Raw genomic sequence first — 20,646 nt, 5'->3', positions numbered from 1 at the left:
GCGATCTGAGTGCACGCTCGGCGCGCTAGACGAAAGTGGGCATCGCTGACCAGCCCCGCACCGCGGCGGTCTCCGACGGTTTGGCGTTGGCCCAGTCGACAGTCCACTCCGGGAATCGTTTGAGGATCTCCTCCAAGGCGATGCGCCCCTCCAGGCGGGCCAGTGCGTTGCCCATGCAGAAGTGCGTGCCTGCACCGAAAGTCATGTGGGACTTCTGTTCCCGGTGGATGTCGAAGACGTCACCGTCCGGTGCGAACCGCCGGTGGTCGCGGTTCGCCGCGCCGACCAGCATGAGCATCGCCGAGCCCTCCGGAACGGTTCGGCCGTAGTACTCGACATCGCGGGTGACGTAGCGGGCGATCTGCAGTGCCGGCGGCTCCCAGCGCAGGATCTCCTCGATCGCCTGGGGGATGAGCTCAGGATTCTCCACCAGCTCACGACGTTGATCCGGGACGTCGGCCAGGGTCTTTCCGGCCCAGCCGATCAGGCGCGTGGTGGTCTCGGAGCCGGCTGTTGCGATGACCGTCAGGTACAGCAGCAGCTCGTCGCGACGCAGCGTGCGCACGGTGCCGGTCTCGTCGGTGAACTCGGCGTTGAGCAGGTCGGTCATGATGTCGTCGGACGGGTGCTCGGTGCGCCAGTCGATGAACTCCGCGAACACCTCACCGGTGGCCAGGGCGTCGACTGTCTGCCCCTGCAGGGTCTCCTCGCCGTGGTCGGTGATGGCGCGTTGCCGGTCCTCGGGGATGCCCAGCAGCATGCCGATGACGCGCATCGGCATCTGTTCGCCCAGGTCGTTGACGAAGTCGAACTTGTCCGACCCGATCAGCGGATCCAGGCAACGCGCGGTGAATTCTCGGATCTGCGGTTCGAGTGCCAGCACCTTACGCGGGGTGAACACCCGCGACAGCAGGTTGCGGTGAATGTTGTGGATCGGCGGATCCTCGAAGATCAGTGTTCCCGGCGGTATCTCCATGCCGGACTTGATGATCTCGAGCAGGGCTCCGCGCCCGGAGATGAATGTCTCATGGTCGATGACCGCCTTGTTGACATCGTCGTACCGGCTCAGTGCGTAGAAGTCGTGCTGCTCGTTGTAATACAGCGGGGCTTCTTCCCTGATTCGGGCAAACACCGAATAGGGGTCCATGTTGAGCTCGACGCTGTACGGGTCGTAGTACAGGTCGGCTTCGGTCGACGTGGGCACGGCTGGTCTCCTGACCGTATCGAATGGGCTGTGCACCTGCTTAGCAGGCCGGGGGTAGCCCGGTCAAGGATTGGCTCGCCGGCGCTCAGAATCGGATCGAATTCGATACGGGCTGTTGCGGATTGAAAGGTGAGCTGGTCCGGAAGTGATGTCTATCGGAATTACACTCGGGCGGGCTAGTGTAAATCTCTGTCACAACGGCCGACGGGGGACTGATGACCGCTGAGAAAATCGTGCGCGCCGAGATCGCCGCATGGGGGAGCAACGACGTCGACGAGGTCATGAGTCACTTCGCCGACGACGCCACCTTTGACATCGGCCCCGACTGGCCGAAACTCTCGGGGCGCGATGCGATTCACGAGATGATGAAGGTGTTCTTCGCCGGCGGGAAATGCGTCGACCTGGAGATCCTGCACCTCGCAGTCGACGGAGATGTCGTGTTGATGGAACGGCGCGATCACTGGATCGTGAACGGACAGCAGATGAGCTGGCCGGTCATGGGTGCCTACGAGGTGCGGGACGAGAAGATCACGGCGTGGCGGGAATACTTCTATCCGCCGAAGGAGTCCTGAGGTCGATCACGACCTTGCCGACAGCTTTGCCGGAGGCCACCTCGCACAGTGCCGCAGCGGTTTCGCTGAGCGGATAGACCGCACCGATGTGTGGTCGAACGGTGCCGGTGGCCAGAAGATCCCGCAATTCCTCTTCGTTGCGGGCGAACTCGTCCGGGGCGATGTCCTGAAATTGAAAGCCCAGAACGTGAATTCCCTTGACCAGAACCAGGTTCAGCGGGATGCGGGGAATGACGCCAGAGGCGTAGCCGATCGTCACGAACCGGCCGCCGCGACGCAGCGACCGTAACGCCGGCTCGGACAGGTCCCCGCCGACCGGGTCGAGCACGGCGTGCGCGCCGTCGGGCAGGGCTTCCCGCAGAGCGGCGCGCAGGTCGCCGCGCGCGTGGTTGACGAGCGAGACGGCACCGTATTGAGCTGCGGTGGAGAGCTTTTCGTCAGACGAGGCGACTGCCGTGACCCGTGCGCCGAGGGCGGTTGCGAGCTGCACCGCCGCAAGACCCACGCCGCCGCCGGCGCCCAGCACGATCACGTCGTCGGCGGGTTGGATCCGGGCCACCGAGCGCAACGTGTGATACGCGGTGCGGTGAGCCACTCCGAAGGCCGCCGCGGTGCCGTCGTCCACATGGTCGGGAATTCGGGCCAATCCCGACGCCGCAACGCACACCTGCTCGGCGAACGCACCGAACAATCCGGTTCCGGTCACCCGGTCGCCGACGGCGAAACCGTCGGTGTCAGGGGCGACCTCGGTGACCACCCCGGCGAACTCACTACCCGGGATGAACGGCACCGGTACGTGCATCTGGTACTTGTCGGCGACCAGCAGTACATCGGGGAAGTTCACCGCGGCCGCGCCGACTTCGACCCGTACCTGGCCGGACTCCAGCGGGGGAGCGGGGACGTCGTCGAGGCGAACGACATCCGGAGGCCCGTACTCGGGGCAGACGGCGGCCTTCACGTGTAGTCGGTGGATTCGGCGAGTTCGGCGGCAGATCGCATCAGCTCGGTGACCACCGGCCCGAATGCCAGCAGCTTCTCGTCGTCGCCCGCCCGCTGAAAACCCTGCTCCAGGACGATCGCCAGCTTCCACTTCGCCAGCACCAGGTAGTAGTCGAGGTCGTCCACCTGGCGTCCGGAGACCTTCGCGTAGTGCGCCACGACGTCGTCGCGCGAGGGCATCCCACGCATGTCGACATAACCCATCTCGGACGGCTCCGGGTTGTCTGTGTCGGAGGGCCACGATTGCACCATCCAGGCAAGGTCCAGCTTCGGGTCGCCGACGGTGCCCATCTCCCAGTCCACGATCGCGGCCATCGTGGCCGGTGCGCCGTGGCGGTACATGACATTGGCGAACTGGTAGTCCCCGTGCATCAGGCCCGGGATGAAATCGAGCGGCTTGTGGGCCCGCAGCCAGTCCGTGGCCACCTCCAGCCCGGGCAACTCACGGTTCTTGATCCGGTCGAGGAATCCGATCCAGCGGTCGACCTGGCGTTCGTGAAAGCCGTCGGGCCTGCCCAGATCGCTCAGCCCCTTGGCCTGCCAGTCCACCTTCGACAGCAACGCAATACCCTCGGCCAGCTGATAACTCAGCCCGGGCCGGGTGCTCAGGTCGGAGTCGAACGGCTCAGGCCAGCGACCGTGGGTATCCATCGGCGACCAGCCGTCGACGAATCCCATCAGATAGAACGGCCGGCCCAGCACCTGCGGATCGGCGCAGACTCCGACCGCTGCGGTGTGCGGGACCTCCGTGCCGTCGAGTGCCTCGATGATGCGCCACTCCCGCAGGATCCCCTTGTCCCGGTCCGGTGGGGCGCCGTCCGGCGGCATGCGCAGCACGCACGTGTGCTCGCCACGGCGGATCTCGTAGATGACATTCTGGGTTCCGCCGGACAGGAAGCGGGCCTCCAGCGGTTCGCCCTTGCCAGCCAGCCCGGCGTTGTCCATCCAATCGGCAAGGCGCGCAGTTTCGATCGTGCTCACAGGTTGCCCACCTCAGCTTCCAGGTATTCGGCGAACTTGGCCTTCGCGGCGTCGCGCTTGCGCGGGATCCACTCGGTGGGCCAGGTGTCGGTGGTCGGCTGGTAGTCGCGCAGCACCTGCCGGGCGACGGTGGTCTTATGTACCTCCGTCGGACCGTCGGCCAGGCCCATCACCGCGGCGCCGGTGACCATGCCGAGGAAGGGCATCTCGTTGGTGACGCCCAGCGCGCCGTGGATCTGCATTGCCCGCCAGGCGATGTCGTGCAGCACGGTGGGCATGGCCACCTTGACGGCGGCGATGTCCTTGCGGACCTTCTTGTAGTCGTTGTACTTGTCGATCTCCCACGCGGTGTAGAGGACCATCAGCCGGAATTGCAGCAACTGGGCGTAGGAGTCGGCGATGTAACCCTGGACGAACTGTTTGTCGGATAGCCGGCTGCCCTGCGTCTCGCGGCTGAGCGCACGTTCGCACATCATGTCGAGCGCCTTCTGGGCCAGGCCGATCGTGCGCATCGCGTGGTGAATCCGGCCGCCGCCCAACCGTGTCTGGGCGATGACGAACGCCTGGCCCTCGCCGCCCAACAGAGCTTCGGCGGGAACACGGACGTTGTCGTAGTGGATCAACGCGTGGCTGCCCTCGTTGTCCGGCTCACCGTACAAACCGACGTTGCGGACGATCTTGACGCCGGGGGTGTCGGTGGGCACCAGGAACATCGACATGCCCTGGTAGGCGCTGACCTCGGGATTGGTCACCACCATGACGATCAGGAACGATGCGGTTGCGGCGTTGGAGGAGAAGAACTTCCAGCCATTAATGATCCAGCTCGACCCATCCCCATCTCTCACCGCGCTCGTGGTGAACAGGGTGGGGTCCGCACCGGCGTGCGGCTCGGTCATCGAGTAGCAGGAGAACAACTCTCCCTCGAGCAGTGGATGCAGGTAGCGCTTCTTCTGTTGCTCGGTCCCGTAATGCGCGATGATCTCGGCATTGCCGGTGTCGGGGGCCTGACAGCCGAACACGATGGGCGCCCACTGCGAGCGGCCCAGGATCTCGTTGAGCAGCGCGAGCTTGAGCTGCCCGTGACCCTGCCCGCCGAGCTCGGGGCCCAGATGAGTGGCCCACAAACCTTTTTCACGCACCTGTGCCTTGAGCGGGTCGATGGCCTCCCGGCGGCTGCCCTCCAATGGGGTGAACTGTTTGTGCGGCCACGCCAGGTCGAGCGGTTCGACCTGCTCGGTCACGAATTCGTCTGCCCAGTCCAGCAATTCCTGATACTCGGGGTCGGTCTCGAAATCCCACGCCATCGGGGGTCCTCCGCTCTGGTTGTAGGTGGCTAGGTGGTGGTGTTGAAGCCGGTGATCATCGCGCCGATGTCGCGTGCGACGAGCTCGGTGAACGAGCGGTCGCCGTAGCTGCCCCCGGCCCAATGCCGGACACCTTCGCTGACCAGGATCTGGGCCAGCCGGGACAGGTGCGGCACGTCGACGTGTGCGCCGAGCTTGCCGTCGGCCTGGGCGCGCGTGAACAACTCGCCGAACATGTCGGCGTCCTGCGTATCGGGGTCGACGTCGCCGGCCAGGATCCGGTGCTCGTGCCGGTACCCCTCCAGGATCGTCTCGACGATCAGTTCTGGTGGGTTGCGCGCCATCGACCGTTCCAGGCTGCGGAGTGCCTCCGTGATGACGGCCATCATGTCGTAATCGCCGGTCAGCAGGGACTTCACGCGCTTCTGGGCCAGGCGGGTCGAGGTCAGGCCGACCTCGAACAGCACGTCTTCTTTGGCCGGGAAGTAGAAGTAGAACAACGCCCGGGACACCCCTGCGGCTCGGCAGATGTCGGCCACTGTGGTCTTGGCGTATCCGTTGGTGCGCCAGAGCGCCATCGCGGCCTGGACCAGGTCGCGTTTGGTCTGGTGCGAGCGGGCCCGTTGGAACGAGGCGCGACGTTGACTGCTGTCAGCGGTGTCTGTCGTGACTTCCTTGGGCATATTCGGACTCTAACAACGGATTCGACTATTGAAAATAGTTGACGTTTGTCTAACTATCTCAATATGAACCAACCGCTGCACGGTCGCCGGATTCTGGTCACCGGCGGCGCCTCGGGTATTGGGGCGGCCGCCGTGGATGTGCTGAGTGCCGCGGGCGCCGACGTCGTGGCCACCTACCACCGGACTCCGCCGCCCGACGGAGCGACGGTGACCTGGCTACAGTGCGACCTGCGCGATGCGGCCGCGGTCGACGCCATGGTGACCTCGGCGGCACAGGCCATGGGCGGCCTCGACGTCCTGGTGCACGCGGCGGGCCTGTGGCAACCGGGCATCCCCGGGCAGATCGAGGTGGCCGAGATCGACTATCTGGTCGACACCAACCTCAAGGCCACCATCTTCGCCAACCAGGCCGCCTACGCGGCCATGCGCGGTTCCGGCGGACGCATCATCAACTTCGGCTCGGCCGAGGCGGTCATGGGCAGCGCCATCTCGGCCGTGTACGCGGCGACCAAGGGTGCGGTCCAGGCCTGGACGCGATCTGCGGCCAAGGCGTGGGCGGCGGACCGGGTGACGGTGAACGCGCTCGCGCCGGCAGTCGAGACTCCCGGCGCGGATCGGCTTCGGGAGTTCCTCGGCCCTGAGGTCGCGAAGCTCGTCGATCAGCAGATGAAGATGACGATCCCGTTGGGCGGTGCACTCGGGGACCCGGCCCGCGATCTGGGGCCGGTTCTGGTGTTCCTGGCCGGCGAGGGGGCGGCCTTCATCACCGGTCAGTTGATCGCTGTCGACGGCGGCCTGACGATGCTGGGTGGATAGAGCGAGAATCTTATTCTTGCTGTTTGTCGCTGATCGGTTGGGGTCCGACGTTGACGCGCAACCGGGGCTGTGGAAATCTACTATTCATAGATGAGAGGCGCATTCTCATACGCGTGGCTGGAACGGGAGCAACAGATGGCGATCGACCCAACGGGTATCGATTTTTTCCGCGATGAACGATTGGTCGACGACCCGTATCCGTTCTTCGAGGCGCTGCGGAACAAGTGCCCGGTCAGCCGGGAAGACCACTACAACGTGACCATGGTGACCGGCTGGGACGAAGCCGTGCAGGTCTACAACGACGAGGAGACCTTCTCGTCGTGCCTGTCGGTCACCGGGCCTTTCCCGGGGTTCCCGGTCCCGCTGGAAGGGCGCAGCGCCGAAGAGGTCACCGCGCTCATCGACAAGCATCGCAATGATCTGCCGTTCAGTGATCAGCTGCCGACGCTGGATCCGCCGACCCACACCGATCACCGCTCGCTGTTGATGCGGCTCATCACGCCCAAGCGCCTCAAAGAGAACGAGGACGCCATGTGGCAGTTGGCCGATGAAGTGCTCGACAGCTACCTGGCGCCCGGCGGGGGTGAGTTCATCAAGGGTTTCGCCGGTCCGTTCACACTGTTGGTGATCGCCGATCTCCTCGGTATCCCAGACGAGGATCGCGAAGCGTTCGTCAATGGCATCAAGCAGAATTCCGGCGGCGGCATCGGCAGCACCAGCAAGGAGTCGCTGTCCCACAGCCCGCTGGAGTTCCTCTACGGTCAGTTCTCTGATTACATCTCGGATCGCCGGGCCAACCCGCGCGACGATGTACTCACCGGTCTCGCCGAGGCGACCTTCCCCGACGGCAGCATCCCCGACGTCGGCGATGTCGCGAGGGTGGCGACCAACGTCTTCTCGGCCGGGCAGGAGACCACGGTGCGCCTGCTCAGCACCGCGCTGAAGGTCCTCGGTGAACAGCCGGAAATCCAGCAGCGGCTGCGCGCCGACCGCAGCCTGATCCCGAACTTCATCGAGGAAGCGCTGCGGATCGAGAGCCCGGTCAAGGGCGACTTCCGGCTGTCGCGTTGCCCGGTGACCATCGGTGAGACCGAGTTGACCGCGGGCACCACGGTGATGGTGCTCAACGGTGCGGCCAACCGCGACCCTCGCCGCTTCGAGGATCCCGACACCTTCGACCCGGCGCGCAAGAACGCCCGCCAGCACCTGGCTTTCGGTCGTGGCATCCACAGCTGCCCCGGCGCCCCGTTGGCACGCGCCGAGACCCGGGTCGGCCTCGAGCGCCTGTTGGACCGCACCACCGACATCCGCATCTCCGAGGCCAAGCACGGCTCGGACGGCGAACGGCGCTACAACTACATCCCGACGTTCATCCTGCGCGGGCTCACCGAGCTGCATCTGGAGTTCGACAGCTGATGAAGGTGCGGGTTGACGAGGACCGTTGTGCCGGCCACGGCATGTGCCTGACTCTGTGCCCCGAGGTCTTCGAGATGTCGGACGACGGTTGGGCGGTGGCCGACCCGGAAGAAGTTCCGGCCGGGCTGGAAGACGCCGCCCGTGAAGCGATACAGAACTGCCCGGAACGGGCGATCAGCGAAATCGACAACTAGAGAAAGAGATTCGCAATGGCATCTGCCAAGGGTTACGTCATCATCACCGAGGACATCAAAGACCCGGCCGGTATGGGTGAGTACGCCAAACTGGCGTCGAAGGCGATGGGCGGTGCAACCATCGTGGCCGTCGACCAGAAGCCCGAGGTGATCGAGGGCGCCTGGCACGGCACCCAGACCGTGGTGCTCGAGTTCGAATCCGTTGACGCCGCCCGCGAGTGGTACTACTCCGACGCCTACCAGGCGGCCGCCAAGGTCCGCCAAGGCGCCGCGGAGTGCAACGGCGTCATCCTCTCCGGCTTCCCCTCCTGATCGGGCGACCGCAGTGCGCTACAGCATCACGTACCCGATGCACACTCATCCGTACCATCCGGATCTGGTGAGTGGCAGCGGAGTTGCCGCGATGGCCGCTGCGGCCGAGGCTGCGGGTTTCGACGGCTTCGGATTCACCGACCATCCCGCTCCATCTCAGCGCTGGCTCGATGCGGGCGGCCACGACGCCTTGGACCCGTTCGTGGCCATGGCGTTCGCCGCGGCGCACACCACGACGCTGCGTCTGGTGCCCAACATCGTGGTGCTGCCGTATCGGAATCCCTTCGTGGTGGCGAAATCCGGTGCGAGTTTGGACCTGCTGTCCGGTGGCCGGTTCACGCTGGCCGTCGGAGTCGGTTATCTCAAGCGGGAATTCGCCGCGCTCGGCGTCTCCTTCGACGAGCGCGCTGCACTGTTCGACGAGGCCCTCGAGGTGATCCGTGGCATCTGGACCACCGATGACTACACCTTCGAGGGTAAGAACTTCAGCGCACGCGGTATCACCGCGCATCCGCGACCGGCGGCGACTCCGCATCCACCGATCTGGATCGGCGGCAACACTTCCGCGGCGCGGGCCCGGGTCGCCAAGCACGGCGACGGTTGGTGCCCGTTCGCCGCACCACCGGGCCTGGCCAAGACCGCAGGAACAGCCGCGATGGACTCGTTGGACGCCCTGGCCGCCGGCATCGAGGATCTGCGGGCCCGGCTTACCGCGGTCGGTCGCGATCCCGCCGGAATCGACATCGTGTTCAACAACTTTGAAGGCGGTAACCCCGGCAGCGACGATTTCAACGCCGACGCGTACCTGGCCGGCGTGGACAAGCTTGCCGCACTCGGGGTCACCTGGCTCCACGTGGCCCTGCCCGGAGACAGCCTGGCCCATGCACTGGAGGCCACCGAGCAGTTCGGCAAGTCGGTAATCGCCGCCTAGCCAGGGCCGGGCGCGGGCCCGTGCCGGGCCGCCGATTTCGACGCTGGGGTCGTGGTTCTTCGCTCGACGCGACCCAGGTGTCGAAGACGGCGTAGTGGCAGGGGAACCTAAGCCGGCGTCAGTGCGCCGATCGGCGTCGTCGTGGTGGCGTGCACCAACAGCTCGGCGAGCTCACGTGGCCGGCTCAGGAACGGGGAGTGCGACGCGTCGATCGTGAGTTGCTCGACACCGAGACGTTTGGTCACCGTGTCGGCGAGCCATTGCGGCATCGAGCGGTCCTGGGTGCAGCGGATGAAACTGCGGGGGAGGTCGGCGGCCCAGAACTGTGGCACCGACACCGGCGTGACCGTCGTGTCGCCGAACCGCTCCGGCCCGAGACGCTCGAAAGCCCAGCGGGCCGTTGCCTCGTCGCAGTCGTGGTAGAAGTAGCGCCACGCTCCATCGAAGTCGGCGAAGTGCATCGCACCTTCGTCGTCGAAATGCAGATAGCCCAGCATCTCGCCGACGTCACCGTCGAACTCGCCGCCCAACTCGTCATCGGCCGAACGCATGGCCATGGCCTCGGGATACGTGCGGCCCTCCCTGGGCAGCGCCGCGGCCAGGTACACGATGTGGCCCACCAGTTCCGGTGCGGCGTCTGCGGCGAGGGTGGCGTCGAACCCGCCGCCAGAGTGTCCGACGAGCACATCTCCGGCCTGCATCACGTCGAGGATCGCGGCGCACCGATTGGCCAGCGTGGACTCTTCGGCCAACCGGGCGCCGTGCCCGGGCAGATCCACCGCGACGCCGTCATGACCCAGATTCTGCAACTCGGCGATGGTGCGCTCCCAGCACCAGGCGGCGTGAAAGCCGCCGTGTACGAAGACGAACCGCACGCCTACTCGTCCACGATCGAGATGGCCTGGCGGGGGCACTGCCGAACCGCTTCGCGGATCTGTGCCTCGTTATCTGGCGTCACGTCCTCCTGAAGGATGTGCAGGTAATCCTGATCGTCGAGATCGAACACCTCGGGGATGATCCCCATGCAGACCGCGTTGCTCTCGCAGATCTCGAAATCGACGTGAACCTTTTTCGCCATCACCTCAACACCCTTACCGGCACGTGCGAATAACCCGCCACGTTCTGCATTTGAACCCGTTGCAGCTCATCCCATTTCACCTCATAGCGGGGCATGAAATCGAGCAGCTTCTCCAGCGCGACCGCACTCTCCATGCGGGCCAGTGCCGCACCCAGACAGCTGTGGATGCCGTAGCCCAACCCCAGGTTCTGGGCCTCGGTGCGGTCGCGCTCGATGTCGAAGGTATCGGCATCGGTGAACGCATCGGGATCGCGGTTGGCCGCGGCGCTGATCAGGAAGACTGCCTTGCCCGCCGGAATGGTGCCGCTGGGCACGTGGGCTTCTTTGAGGGTGTAGCGGACGTTGTACTGCACCGGGCCCTCGTAGCGCAGCAACTCCTCGACAGCGGCCCCGACCTTCTCGCGGTCGTCGAGCAGCTTCTGCCACTGTTCGGGGTTACGGGCGAAGAGCACCATCGCGGTCCCGACGAGCTTGGTGACGGTTTCCGCGCCGGCGCCGCCGAGAAGGGTGGCGAAGCCGGTGATCTCGATGTCGTCGAGACGACGCATCTGGCCGTCTTCGCCGGGGATCTCCGCGGCGATGAGCCGGCTGATCATGTCGTCCTGCGGGTTTTCCCGGCGCTTCTGCACCAGCCCGTAGTAGTAGATGCCGGTGTCGATGTTGGCCTGCATGCCGGCCTCGGAGTAGCCGATCTGCCCTGGCTCACGCGACAGGCTGGTGTCGATCCAGTGCCGGACCTGCTGGCGGTATTCCGGGTCGACGCCGGCCATCCGGGTGATGACCTCGACAGGGAACGGACCCGAGAAATCCTGGACCACGTCGAATTCGTCGGAGTCGATCAGGCTGAGGTGATGGTCGATCTGTTCGACGACAGTCTCGCGCTGAGACTGGATCATGCGCGGGGTGAACGCCTTGTTGAGCAGGCTGCGCATGTGCCGGTGATCGGGTGGGTCCATGAAGATGATCGACTTCTGCGGCGGTTCGTCGCTCTGCACCATGGCCAGATCGCAGCCACGCGACGAGGAGAACGCCTCGTGGTCCTTCAATGCTGCCGACACGTCCTCATGCCTTGTCAGGGCATAGAAGTCAGAGTCCTCGTTGTAGTACAGCGGTGCGTCCTCGCGCATCCGGCGGTACATGTCGAACGGGTTGTTGAAGAACTCCTCGGAGAACGGATCGAAGATCACCTGGGCCTTGGTCATTTGGCTGGCTCCTCCTTCGCGGCGGGCTGGGCCGGAAGTTTCGTGACACGTTACGGGAAACTGTTGAACTGTAACGCTAACAGTAACTCTGTTGAGAGTGTTTGAAAAGCACAAAATAGGTGCTGATCAGGTCGTGATGTCCGTGTGGGTCACCTGATGGCGGCGTCGAGGAGTCCCTCGAGCCGGCCAAGGTCGCTGTCCAGTTCAGAGGCTGTCCTGCGCACCACGGCGACGTCTTTGCCGATGAATTCGCCGACCCGCTCGATGAAGGCGTCGGCCGAGCCGGTGGCGGCGATACCGCCGAGGGCGCGGCTTGCCGCACTGCCGTGCGTGAGGGCGGTCAGCAGTGTCGCCTCGTCGATGCCAAGCCGATCGCCCAGGCGCACTCCCTCGGCCACGGCGCCGATCTGCGCGGCGAACAGCGCGTTGTTCACCAGCTTCACCCGCTGCCCGGCACCGACCGGGCCGACGTGCAGTACCGGATCGGCATAGGCCGTCAGCACCTCACGGGCGCGGGCTATCGCGTCGGCGTCACCACCCGCGAACACCGTGACGGTGCCGGCCGCGATGTCATGCGGTCCGCCGCTGACCGGAGCGTCGACGACGGCGATGCCCCGCGCGGCCCCGCGCTCGGCGAGGGCCTCGGCGGTGCGAGGGCTGCCGGTGGTGTGCAGCACGAGCACCGACCCGTCCGGCATCTCGTCGATCAGGCTTGGGCAGAGGTCCCAGACCTGATCATCGGTGAACACACAGACGATCGTCACGTCGGCGCCCGTGACCGCCGCTAGTGGTGAGCTCACCGGGTCGGCGCCGAGTTCGGCCACCGCAGCGCGCTTTTCGTCGTCACGGCCCAGCACCCGTACCTGGTGCCCGGCACCCGCCAGGCGGCGCACCATCGGTGCGCCCATCCGGCCTGCTCCGATGAAACCGACGCGCATCAGCGGGGATGGTTCATGATGGCCAGGGCGTTGTCGGCGGCATCAAACACTGCCCCCTGGGGAGCTGAGGCATCGTCGGCCAGGCTGGCGGCATGCCTGCAGTCCTTCTGCAGCAGCGCGCCGGCGATCGGTGCCAGGTTGTCCAGCGTCCCGCCGAACATCGCGATGCTGTTGAGCGCCTTGCTGGTGGCCGAACCGCGCGAGATCACTTCGCACAGTGCCTGACGCGGAACTCCCAGTGCCTCACCGAGTTCCAGCGCGCTCATGGCCGCGCCCAGGTTGGCGCTGAACAGCAGGTTGTTGAGGATCTTGGCGACCTGGCCGGCGCCGACGCCGCCCAGGTGCACGATCGGGTCGGCGTAGGTGGCGAACACTGGACGCACGCGCTCGACGACCTCCTCGTCGCCGCCGACCATCACCAGCAGAGTGCCGGCGGAGGCAGCGGGCTCGCCACCGCTCACCGGGGCGTCGATGACGGTGATTCCCTGGGCGGCAGCCTTTTCCGCAAGCTCGCGGCAGGTGTCGGGGTGCACGGTCGAGTGAATGGCGATGACGCCGCCCGGGGCCAGTCCGGCCAGCACGCCCGTCTCGCCGTCGAGCACCTGACGGACGTCGTCGTCGCCCACGACGCACAGGCAGACCAGATCGCTGGCGGCAGCCAGTTCGGCGGGGGAGCCCGCGGTCTTGGCGCCGGTGTCGGCGAAGGGTTCCAGCGACGCCGGGCGCCGGGCCCAGAGGGTGGTCTCGAACCCGCCTTCCACGATCCGCCGCGCCATCGGCGCCCCCTGGCTGCCCAGCCCGATAAATCCGACTCGCATCAACCTGCCTCCACTTCCAGTTCGGTATTCACAGTGCCTTTCGCCGGCTCGGGGCCACGGTTGGCCACGCACTCATCGGCGAACGACAGCACCTTGCGGTGATAGGTATCGGCGGTCAGTCCCACGCTGAGATTGTGTCCGCTGTCGGCCAGTTCGCCGGTCTCTACCCGCGGCGAGACGGTGAACATCGCAGCGATCCCGGCCAGTGCCTCGGCATCGGACTCCCAGACGTTCTCGTACTCGCCGGCGAGGAACTGCACGGGAACGGTGGTCTGCCCGGCCAGTGCCGGAAACTCCTGCCGTGACCAGGTTTTGACGACATCGCCCTCGTAGGCGGTGCCGCCCGCCGACAGTCCGGCGCCGATCACATCCGGCGGATAGAGCCGGGCCGGTTCCCACAGCAGCTCGCGCAGACCACGCGGCCGGTTCACTGGTGAGGCGTCCTTGAGCAACGCCTGAGCGGCAGGGTGATACCGACGGCCGGTGCCGGCCAGGGATACACCGAGCACTTCGGGCCGCTGGACGGCCAGGTGCAGGGCCAGCTCACAGCCCATCGAATGGCCGAGGACGAACAGGTCAGCCGTACCGGTGATCCGCTGGATTGCCCCGAACGCCAACGCGGCCCGCTGTTCGGGTCGTGCCATGGCGTCCGGGTAGGCCGCCGATGCACCGTAGCCGGGGCGGTCCAGCGCGATCACGGTGTACCCCTGGCCGACTGCGGTCCGCAACAGGGACAGCCCCGGGTGGCCGGGGCAGTCGAAGTAGGCCGACGTGGTGGCGCCACCGTGCAATGCGACGACGACGGCGCGCGGGTCGGGGGACTCGGCGACCAGGGCTGACATCGGGACACCGTCGACCATCACCACTCTGGGGTGCGGATCGGCCTTGCTCGCCGTCGACGTCACGGCTAGTCGTCCCTGCGCATGAGCAGCACACCACTGGGGGTCAGGCCGCCGCTGCTGGCCACGGCGACGCGCGCATCCTTGACCTGGCGTTCGCCGGCCTCGCCGCGCAACTGCGTGACGGCCTCGTGGATCAGCCCCATGCCGTGGGTACGGCCGTGCGAGAGCTGACCGCCGTGGGTGTTGAGCGGGATGATGCCGTCGCGGGCGATGTTGTGACCGCCGTCGAGGAAGTCCTTGGCCTCGCCGATGCCGCAGAAGCCCAGCCCCTCCAGCCAGGACAGGCAGTTGAAGCTGAACCCGTCGTAGAGCTCGGCCACATCGACATCGCTGGGCCGCAACGAGGTTCGCGACCACATATGTGCACTCTGACCCAGCACCTGAGGCTCGTGGGTGAGTGTGGTCTGGTCCCAGTCGAGTCGTTCGATGATCTGGGTGCCGACGGCCTCGAACAGGATCGGCGGCTTGGCCAGATCACGCGCGGCGTCCACAGCCGAGACGATGACGGCCACCGCACCGTCACACGGCACGTCGCAGTCGTAGAGGCCGAACGGCGTCGTGATCATGCGGGCCGACAGGTAGTCGTCCATGGTCAGCGGATCGCGGTAGATGGCGGTCGGGTTCAGCGCGGCATTGGCGCGCTGATTGAGCGCGATCCAGCCGAGGGTCTCGCGAGTGGTGCCGTACCGGTCGAAGTGACGGCCGGCGTTCTGCGCCAACGTGTGTGCCGCCGAGGTGGACCCGAACGGATGCTGCCAGTTGTCGCTGCGGCCACCCATCGGAGGGGACATCTTGCCCTCCTTGACCAGCTGGCCGAAGGTCGCCTCCCACAGTGTGCGGAAGCACAGCACGTGGCGTGCCATGCCGGTGGCCACGGCCATCATGGCCGCGATCACCGAGCCACCCGGACCGAAGGTGTCCATGCCGCCGTTGATCCAGGTCGGCCGGAGCCCGAGTGCGCCCTCCAGGGCGCTCACGCCGCCTTCGCCCATACCGGCGATGGCCAGACCCGGGTAGGTGGAAAGCCCGTCGATGTCGTCGAACGTCAAACCCGCATCGGCGACCGCTTTTTCGGCGGCGTCGATCGTGAGCGCCAGGGGCGGCACCATCTGTCGACGACCGATCTTGGACATCCCGATGCCGGTGATGGCCGAGTGATCCTCGAATTTCTCCTTGGTCAGCATCGGCCGGACGTACTTGGCGACGTCCTGGGGCGCGACGGGTTCGGCGACCGACGGGGTTGAGGTGGTGTCCGACGACGGCTTGAACACCGGCAGCCAGACATCCTCGATCTGCTGGAATTCGACCTCGACGGGCATCCCGAGCTTGAGGTCCTCGGAATCGCAGTCGACGATGTTGGTCGTCAGTCGGACGCGGGGATCCTCGGCGATGGCCACCTCGGCCACCACGTACGGCGGCGGCAGATCCGGGAACCCGAAACGGTGGTTGACCGTGAACCCGGCGAGCGATCCGCGCCCGGACACGTCCCGCACGCCCATGTTGCGGCTACGGCAGTACCGGCAGACCGGCTGTGGCGGGTGGATGAGGGCGCTGCAGTCCTGGCACTCCTGGATTCGCAGCACCCCGTCGGCGCCCGCGGTCCAGAAGTACTCGTTGAGCGTGGTGACCGTCGGGAGCGGACGTCCCGGTATCTGTGACAACTCGACTCCGGTGGTAAGCGGGTTATTCTGTGTGGAGAATCACGTTACCAGTTTCCGGGATCGGTGATCCAGCCTCTACGCATCCGAGCCGGGTCAACCCGCCTCGCGCTCTGTCCGCGTTTCCTTCAACTCGATGATCGCGTGCACGGGGCAGTCCAGCAGGGCACGTCGGACCGCGTCCTCGTCGGCTGCGGGGATGTTGCCGTCGCCTTGAAGTGAGGCGTAGCCCCAGTCGTCGAGGGGGAAGTACTCCGGTGCGTGCTTGGCGCACAATCCGAAGCCATCGCACAGCGTGCGATCGAGCTTGACCTTCATACCGCCACCACCGCCTCCAGGGACTCCACTTCGTACGGCCGTGCAGCGGTGAAAGCGCCGGAACGGCAGGTCTGACAGCCATTTTCGAGGTGGCGCTGCACCACATCGGGGAACTGGGCCAGCAGGCTGGCTGCCACATTGGCCGCGCCGTCGAGCGTCGCGCAGGCGCCGCGGCCCCGCAGCACCACCGACCACCGCTTGAGCCGATCGAGATCATCCTGGGTGGCGTTGCCGTCGCGAAGTCCGACGGCAACCGCGGCCATCGCGGCCGTCCCGTTGAAGCACGACCCGCACTGGCCGGCGTTCTCGCGGTCGAAGTAGGCCAGCACCGACGCGGCGACCGCCACCGGACACTCGTCCGTGAGGATGCCGATCGCGCCGCAGCCCAGCCCGCTGTTCAACGCCCGCACTGACTCGTGATCCAGTGTGGCTCCCACGATGTCGCGGTTGACCAGCCCGGCGAAGTACCCACCCATCAAGGCTCCGCGGACGTTGTCGGGGGATACCCCGTGCAGTGTCAGCAGATCCGCGAACGCGATACCGTGCGGCAATTCGTACAGTGCGGGTGCTCGTCCGGCACCGGTGATCGTGGCCAGGAAGGTTCCCGGTGAAGCCTCGGTGCCCAACTCCCGGAACGCCCTCGCGCCGTGCTGGTGGAGGTAGGCCAGGTGGGCCAGCGTCTCGACATTGCTGATCAGTGTCGGCTTCCCGTCCACCCCTTCCTCGAAAGGGCGTGGGGGTTTGTCGGTCGGCTTGGCCGGTCCGCCGTTGACCACGTGCACCGCCGCAGTTTCCTCGCCAGCGACGTAACCCGGTGCGACGGTGAGTAATTCGATTATCACACCGTCCCGTTCACGCGGGCTTTCGTCGAGCGCCAGCTCAACACTGTCGGCTGCCGCCGAATCCGATACGTACACCACGGCGCGGTCGGCGCCGACAATCCCGGCAGCGAGCCGGAGACCGTCCAGCACGACATGTGGGCGGTTGCGCAGCAACCAGCGATCTTTGATCGAGGCCGGCTCGCCCTCTTCGCCGTTGGCGATCACTACCGTGCCCGACGCGTCCCGCCCGTTGGCGCGCACCGTCTGCAGTTTCACCGCCAACGGAAAGGCCGCGCCACCCCGGCCCAGCAGCCCGCTGGCGTGCACCTCGGCCAGTAGGTGATCTGGATCGGCAAGGGCACCATAGCCTCCGGACTGCTGGTACTCCACTAAGCTCTCCGGCCGGTCGCGGAGCAGACGCGGGGTGATTCCCGGCCATACCGCGACGCTGAGTTCGGCTGTCATGGTTACATCCCGTCCCCGGTTAGGCTTACCGGCATGAGAACTGCGGTGGTGCGCGTCGGAGTCGACCCGGCTGGTGAGCTCGGCGCGGAACAGCTGTCCGACGGCATGGCAACGCTTCGTGAGTTGCTGGGAGACCGGGGCGCCGAGGTGCTGGACAACCAGCTCGCCGAACTGCCCGCCCATCGCCGCGAGGTCGAGGTGCTGATCGCCGGCAACGACGCACCAGAGTTACAGGCCATCGCGATGGAGCTGTGCGCCAAGGCCTTTGGCACCAGTCCCGCGGCCGGGGTGGTCACATTCGTCAGCCGCGGCACCGATGAGGATGTCCGGGGTGTGCTTGCCGGGTTCGGCTTGTCGGGCGACATCGTTCGATCGGTCGATGGTGAAGGCTGGGATGTCGTGACGGTGACCCTGGACAAAGCCGATCTGGCCCGCATCCCGGAAAGCCGCGTCCACACCGCTCTCGAGGCTTCGTTGAACTGCGAGGTGCACATCCGGACGGTGTGACGGTACGGCGGCACCGGCGTCACGAGGACCTCAGGAAGTCGATGATCGCCGGCGCAGCTTGCACCCAGGTATCGAACAGGCAGAACGTCTTACCGCCGCTTTGGGCGAACCTCTCGCCCGCACGCTCCCAGGCGTCCTCGGGCCAGGGGGGATCGATCAGCTCGGAACCCTTGATCAGACAACTCACTTCAAGCGAGGTGCGCTTGGGATGATCCCAGTCGTTCTCGCCACCACGAATGATCAGGGTGGGCACGGTGATGTTGTCGAACATCTCGTCGGGAACACCTGGAATGGTCTGTCCGGGTTTCGACACGAACGCGTTGAGCCAGCGCAGCATGACCTTGAGGAACTCGTCGGCGTCGAGGTCGAGCAGGCGTTGTCTGTTGGCCGGGTTTTCGGCGATCCGCTCACGCCATTCCGGCACGTTCAGCAGCCCCTCGATCCCGAGCCCGCGCACGGCCAGGATGCTCGGAGTCACGTAGTGGCCGCCGAGTACGAACGACCCGTACACCCCGCCGACGATGTTCCACACCACCAGCTTTCGCACGATCTCGGGATAAAGCATGGTGGTCAGCATCGAGTCCCGCGCACCACCGGAGCCACCGAGGATGAAGCACGGCCCGATGTCCAGGCCGGTGATCAGGTGGTACAGCGTCTCGGCCCGCATGTGCGATTCGCTCTGCCCGTAGAACTGCACGTCCGACCTGCCGCAGTTCGGCCGGTCCCACAGCAGCACCCGGTAGCCGCCCTCGACGAGGGCCTCGGCCAACGGCCGCAGGCCCGGAATGTCCTTGCTGAACCGGCCGCCGGGAGTCAGCGCGATGAAATCGCCCTTGTCGCCAAGAATTTCGTAGACGACGTTGCCGCCGTTGACCTCCATGGTCTTCTCGCCCGGCTTGAGTGGACGAGTCACCGCCAGATCCGTTGATTCGCTCGCAAGCTCGCTCATGCCATCACCAACACATCATCTCCAACCACACGGACCGGGTAGGTACGGATACTCCATTCCGGCTTCACCGCGGTGGTGCCGGTTGCCAACTCGAAACCCCATTGGTGCCAGGGGCAGTAGATGTACTCCTTGTCGCGCACCATCACCGCGTCGCCGGGCACCTTCTCGTCGACCACAGTGCGGCCCCGGGCGCGCCCCGAGCACAGCGGACCACCCTCGTGGGGGCAGTAGTTGGCGATGGCATAGAACGTGCCGTTGACGTTGTACACGCCGACGCCGTGACGGCCGATCGGTACGAGTTTGTGCGTGCCCGGCGGGATTTCGTCGACGGTGGCGACGACATGCTCGCGTCCCTGCGCGAGTCGGGGGCGCTTCTCGGGCTGCTGCACAGATTCCCCGGTCGCTTCGCTTCTGCCCTCCGGAATCATCAGAACACCCGGGCCTGTCCCTCGAGGACCGGAACAGTCTCGGGCAACTTGTAGGTCTGGATGCCGTTGCGGAACATGATGGGCTCGCGGGCGTGCTCGGGCAGATGCTTGACCAGCCAGCGCGGGTCGTCGAACGTCCAGTGCGGGTAATCGCTGGAATACAGCAGGATCTTCTCGCACTCCATCCACTCGAATGCCCGGGACAGTTCGGTCTTGTCCTCGGGGTAATCCAGCGGCTGGGTGGTGAACTTGATGTGGTCCTTGACGTATTCACTGGGCTTGCGCTTGATGTCCATCCAACCCTTGCGGGCTGCGTAGATGGCATCCATCCGCCACATCAGCGGCAGGATCCAGGTGAATGCATGCTCGACGAACACGATGCGCAGCGTCGGGAACCGGTCGAAAACCCCGTCGAAGATCAGGCTCATCACCTGGTTGGCCGCCAACAGCGAGTAGCTGACCATGAAGTCGTGGTTGTAGCTGGGCAGCCCCACCGGCGGTGTCGGCAGCGTCTCGTACTCGCCGCGGGACAGGTGGCAGCTCACCGTGATGTCGTGCTTGGTCGCTGCGGCCCAGATCGGGTCGTACTTCGGGTCACCCCACGACGGGCGGGGCTCAGCCTTCATCAGAACCTGGGCCATATAGGGGTGTTCGGCCCACTGCTCGATCTCGGCCACCGCGGTCTGCGGCTCCTCGATGGCGACACAGATGGACCCCCGCCAGCGCTCGTGCCAGTTGTTGTGACCATCCAGCCAGTGATTGGCCAGCCATAGGTTGACCGCGGTGCAGTAGGCCGCGGTGGCCTCGCCCAGTCGGTGCTCGGAGTGTGTTGGTTCGAGGATGGCGATGTCGGAGCCGGCCTCCATGATGAGCTGACGCAGCGCCATATCCGGATCGCTGCAGGCGAATTCACCGTCGGGAGGGAAAGCGTCCACTCGCATGGCATAGGCGTGTGCGTAATCCGGCGCGTCGTAGTAGATCTGCTCGCCGACCTTGTGGCTCAGGAAATACTTACTGCGCCATGGCTCGGGGATGTACTCGATCAGCTCACCGCGGCGCGGCATGGGGTGTACGTCGGAGTCGACGCACCGGACTGCAATCCGCTCGGCTGCAGGCACCCGGGGGTTGGTTGTGACGGTCATCTGTGCTG

Annotated in this window: 24 protein-coding genes; 7 read left to right on the top strand and 17 right to left on the bottom strand. The window is 65.9% G+C overall.

The annotated features are described in order from the left end of the window. Positions 1–25: 25 nt before the first annotated feature. Positions 26–1,147, bottom strand: coding sequence for a cytochrome P450 (locus AB0876_RS27125; protein ID WP_491841391.1), 1,122 nt, complete (start codon positions 1,145–1,147; stop codon positions 26–28). Between the two features lie 272 nt (positions 1,148–1,419). On the opposite strand from AB0876_RS27125, the gene AB0876_RS27120 reads away from it, so the two are divergent. After that, on the top strand, positions 1,420–1,776 hold the full coding sequence (locus AB0876_RS27120) for a limonene-1,2-epoxide hydrolase family protein (RefSeq protein WP_491841077.1): 357 nt from the start codon (positions 1,420–1,422) through the stop codon (positions 1,774–1,776). Here the strand turns inward: AB0876_RS27120 and AB0876_RS27115 are convergent. Genes AB0876_RS27115 through AB0876_RS27100 form a run of 4 tightly spaced genes read right to left on the bottom strand, consistent with a single transcriptional unit; the run spans position 1,733 to position 5,743 of the window. Further along, the gene (locus tag AB0876_RS27115) at positions 1,733–2,734 is read right to left on the bottom strand and encodes an NADPH:quinone oxidoreductase family protein (protein ID WP_491841078.1); all 1,002 of its coding nucleotides are present in this window, start codon (positions 2,732–2,734) and stop codon (positions 1,733–1,735) included. The genes AB0876_RS27120 and AB0876_RS27115 overlap by 44 nt on opposite strands. Beyond that, the gene (locus tag AB0876_RS27110) at positions 2,731–3,756 is read right to left on the bottom strand and encodes a phosphotransferase family protein (RefSeq protein ID WP_526043393.1); all 1,026 of its coding nucleotides are present in this window, start codon (positions 3,754–3,756) and stop codon (positions 2,731–2,733) included. Before AB0876_RS27110 ends, AB0876_RS27115 begins: the two co-directional genes overlap by 4 nt. After that, positions 3,753–5,060 carry an acyl-CoA dehydrogenase family protein gene (locus AB0876_RS27105; protein ID WP_526043392.1) on the bottom strand — a complete coding sequence of 436 codons (1,308 nt, stop codon included), beginning with the start codon at positions 5,058–5,060 and terminating at the stop codon, positions 3,753–3,755. The genes AB0876_RS27110 and AB0876_RS27105 overlap by 4 nt, the downstream gene beginning before the upstream one ends. Positions 5,061–5,089: 29 nt before the next feature. After that, positions 5,090–5,743 carry a TetR/AcrR family transcriptional regulator gene (locus AB0876_RS27100; RefSeq protein WP_491841081.1) on the bottom strand — a complete coding sequence of 218 codons (654 nt, stop codon included), beginning with the start codon at positions 5,741–5,743 and terminating at the stop codon, positions 5,090–5,092. A gap of 63 nt (positions 5,744–5,806) precedes the next feature. Between AB0876_RS27100 and AB0876_RS27095 the strand changes: the two genes are divergently transcribed. From AB0876_RS27095 to AB0876_RS27075, 5 genes are all read left to right on the top strand, one after another. Then, positions 5,807–6,559 carry an SDR family NAD(P)-dependent oxidoreductase gene (locus AB0876_RS27095; protein ID WP_526043391.1) on the top strand — a complete coding sequence of 251 codons (753 nt, stop codon included), beginning with the start codon at positions 5,807–5,809 and terminating at the stop codon, positions 6,557–6,559. A 135-nt stretch (positions 6,560–6,694) separates the two neighbouring features. Beyond that, positions 6,695–7,975, top strand: a complete 1,281-nt coding sequence (locus tag AB0876_RS27090; protein ID WP_491841392.1) for a cytochrome P450 — start codon at positions 6,695–6,697, stop codon at positions 7,973–7,975. Next, the gene (locus AB0876_RS27085; RefSeq protein ID WP_055115949.1) at positions 7,975–8,169 is read left to right on the top strand and encodes a ferredoxin; all 195 of its coding nucleotides are present in this window, start codon (positions 7,975–7,977) and stop codon (positions 8,167–8,169) included. Before AB0876_RS27090 ends, AB0876_RS27085 begins: the two co-directional genes overlap by 1 nt. A 15-nt stretch (positions 8,170–8,184) precedes the next feature. Next, complete coding sequence (locus AB0876_RS27080; protein WP_003880116.1) at positions 8,185–8,481, top strand: DUF1330 domain-containing protein; 297 nt, start codon at positions 8,185–8,187, stop codon at positions 8,479–8,481. A gap of 37 nt (positions 8,482–8,518) precedes the next feature. Next, on the top strand, positions 8,519–9,412 hold the full coding sequence (locus AB0876_RS27075; protein WP_526043390.1) for an LLM class F420-dependent oxidoreductase: 894 nt from the start codon (positions 8,519–8,521) through the stop codon (positions 9,410–9,412). 107 nt (positions 9,413–9,519) lie between these two features. On the opposite strand, the gene AB0876_RS27070 is transcribed toward AB0876_RS27075, so the two are convergent. The 9 genes from AB0876_RS27070 to AB0876_RS27030 all read right to left on the bottom strand — a co-directional run bounded on the left by AB0876_RS27070 (position 9,520) and on the right by AB0876_RS27030 (position 17,612). Then, entirely contained in the window at positions 9,520–10,287 is a 768-nt protein-coding gene (locus AB0876_RS27070) for an alpha/beta fold hydrolase (RefSeq protein ID WP_526043389.1), read from the bottom strand. A 2-nt stretch (positions 10,288–10,289) separates the two neighbouring features. Continuing rightward, positions 10,290–10,490: a ferredoxin gene (locus tag AB0876_RS27065; RefSeq protein ID WP_526043388.1), complete on the bottom strand. Its 201-nt coding sequence runs from the start codon at positions 10,488–10,490 to the stop codon at positions 10,290–10,292. Continuing rightward, positions 10,490–11,692: a cytochrome P450 gene (locus tag AB0876_RS27060; RefSeq protein WP_463794299.1), complete on the bottom strand. Its 1,203-nt coding sequence runs from the start codon at positions 11,690–11,692 to the stop codon at positions 10,490–10,492. The genes AB0876_RS27065 and AB0876_RS27060 overlap by 1 nt, the downstream gene beginning before the upstream one ends. A gap of 149 nt (positions 11,693–11,841) precedes the next feature. After that, positions 11,842–12,630, bottom strand: coding sequence for an NAD(P)-dependent oxidoreductase (locus tag AB0876_RS27055; protein ID WP_526043387.1), 789 nt, complete (start codon positions 12,628–12,630; stop codon positions 11,842–11,844). Beyond that, positions 12,630–13,448 (bottom strand): NAD(P)-dependent oxidoreductase, encoded by an 819-nt coding sequence (locus tag AB0876_RS27050; RefSeq protein ID WP_055115937.1) that lies wholly within the window; start codon positions 13,446–13,448, stop codon positions 12,630–12,632. The genes AB0876_RS27055 and AB0876_RS27050 overlap by 1 nt, the downstream gene beginning before the upstream one ends. Next, entirely contained in the window at positions 13,448–14,308 is an 861-nt protein-coding gene (locus AB0876_RS27045; protein ID WP_526043453.1) for an alpha/beta fold hydrolase, read from the bottom strand. Before AB0876_RS27045 ends, AB0876_RS27050 begins: the two co-directional genes overlap by 1 nt. A 47-nt stretch (positions 14,309–14,355) precedes the next feature. Next, entirely contained in the window at positions 14,356–16,011 is a 1,656-nt protein-coding gene (locus AB0876_RS27040) for a thiolase C-terminal domain-containing protein (protein WP_526043386.1), read from the bottom strand. A gap of 93 nt (positions 16,012–16,104) precedes the next feature. Continuing rightward, on the bottom strand, positions 16,105–16,326 hold the full coding sequence (locus tag AB0876_RS27035) for a ferredoxin (RefSeq protein ID WP_526043385.1): 222 nt from the start codon (positions 16,324–16,326) through the stop codon (positions 16,105–16,107). Then, positions 16,323–17,612, bottom strand: a complete 1,290-nt coding sequence (locus AB0876_RS27030; protein ID WP_526043384.1) for an NADH-ubiquinone oxidoreductase-F iron-sulfur binding region domain-containing protein — start codon at positions 17,610–17,612, stop codon at positions 16,323–16,325. The genes AB0876_RS27035 and AB0876_RS27030 overlap by 4 nt, the downstream gene beginning before the upstream one ends. Before the next feature lie 33 nt (positions 17,613–17,645). Between AB0876_RS27030 and AB0876_RS27025 the strand changes: the two genes are divergently transcribed. Next, entirely contained in the window at positions 17,646–18,119 is a 474-nt protein-coding gene (locus AB0876_RS27025) for a hypothetical protein (protein WP_448447993.1), read from the top strand. 19 nt (positions 18,120–18,138) lie between these two features. On the opposite strand, the gene AB0876_RS27020 is transcribed toward AB0876_RS27025, so the two are convergent. From AB0876_RS27020 to AB0876_RS27010, 3 genes are read right to left on the bottom strand one after another with little or no spacing between them, the layout of a single operon-like run. Beyond that, positions 18,139–19,068, bottom strand: coding sequence for an alpha/beta fold hydrolase (locus AB0876_RS27020; protein ID WP_498883395.1), 930 nt, complete (start codon positions 19,066–19,068; stop codon positions 18,139–18,141). Then, positions 19,065–19,496: a Rieske (2Fe-2S) protein gene (locus AB0876_RS27015; RefSeq protein ID WP_064884083.1), complete on the bottom strand. Its 432-nt coding sequence runs from the start codon at positions 19,494–19,496 to the stop codon at positions 19,065–19,067. The genes AB0876_RS27020 and AB0876_RS27015 overlap by 4 nt, the downstream gene beginning before the upstream one ends. Then, positions 19,496–20,638 (bottom strand): amidohydrolase family protein, encoded by a 1,143-nt coding sequence (locus AB0876_RS27010; protein WP_499048320.1) that lies wholly within the window; start codon positions 20,636–20,638, stop codon positions 19,496–19,498. The genes AB0876_RS27015 and AB0876_RS27010 overlap by 1 nt, the downstream gene beginning before the upstream one ends. Positions 20,639–20,646: the final 8 nt, after the last annotated feature.

This window comes from Mycobacterium sp. NPDC049093 (assembly GCF_040704635.1).
In the GTDB taxonomy this organism is placed as follows: Bacteria; Actinomycetota; Actinomycetes; order Mycobacteriales; family Mycobacteriaceae; genus Mycobacterium.
The sequence above is the reverse complement of the archived record's forward strand: the minus strand, read 5'-3'. Positions and strand labels throughout refer to the sequence as shown.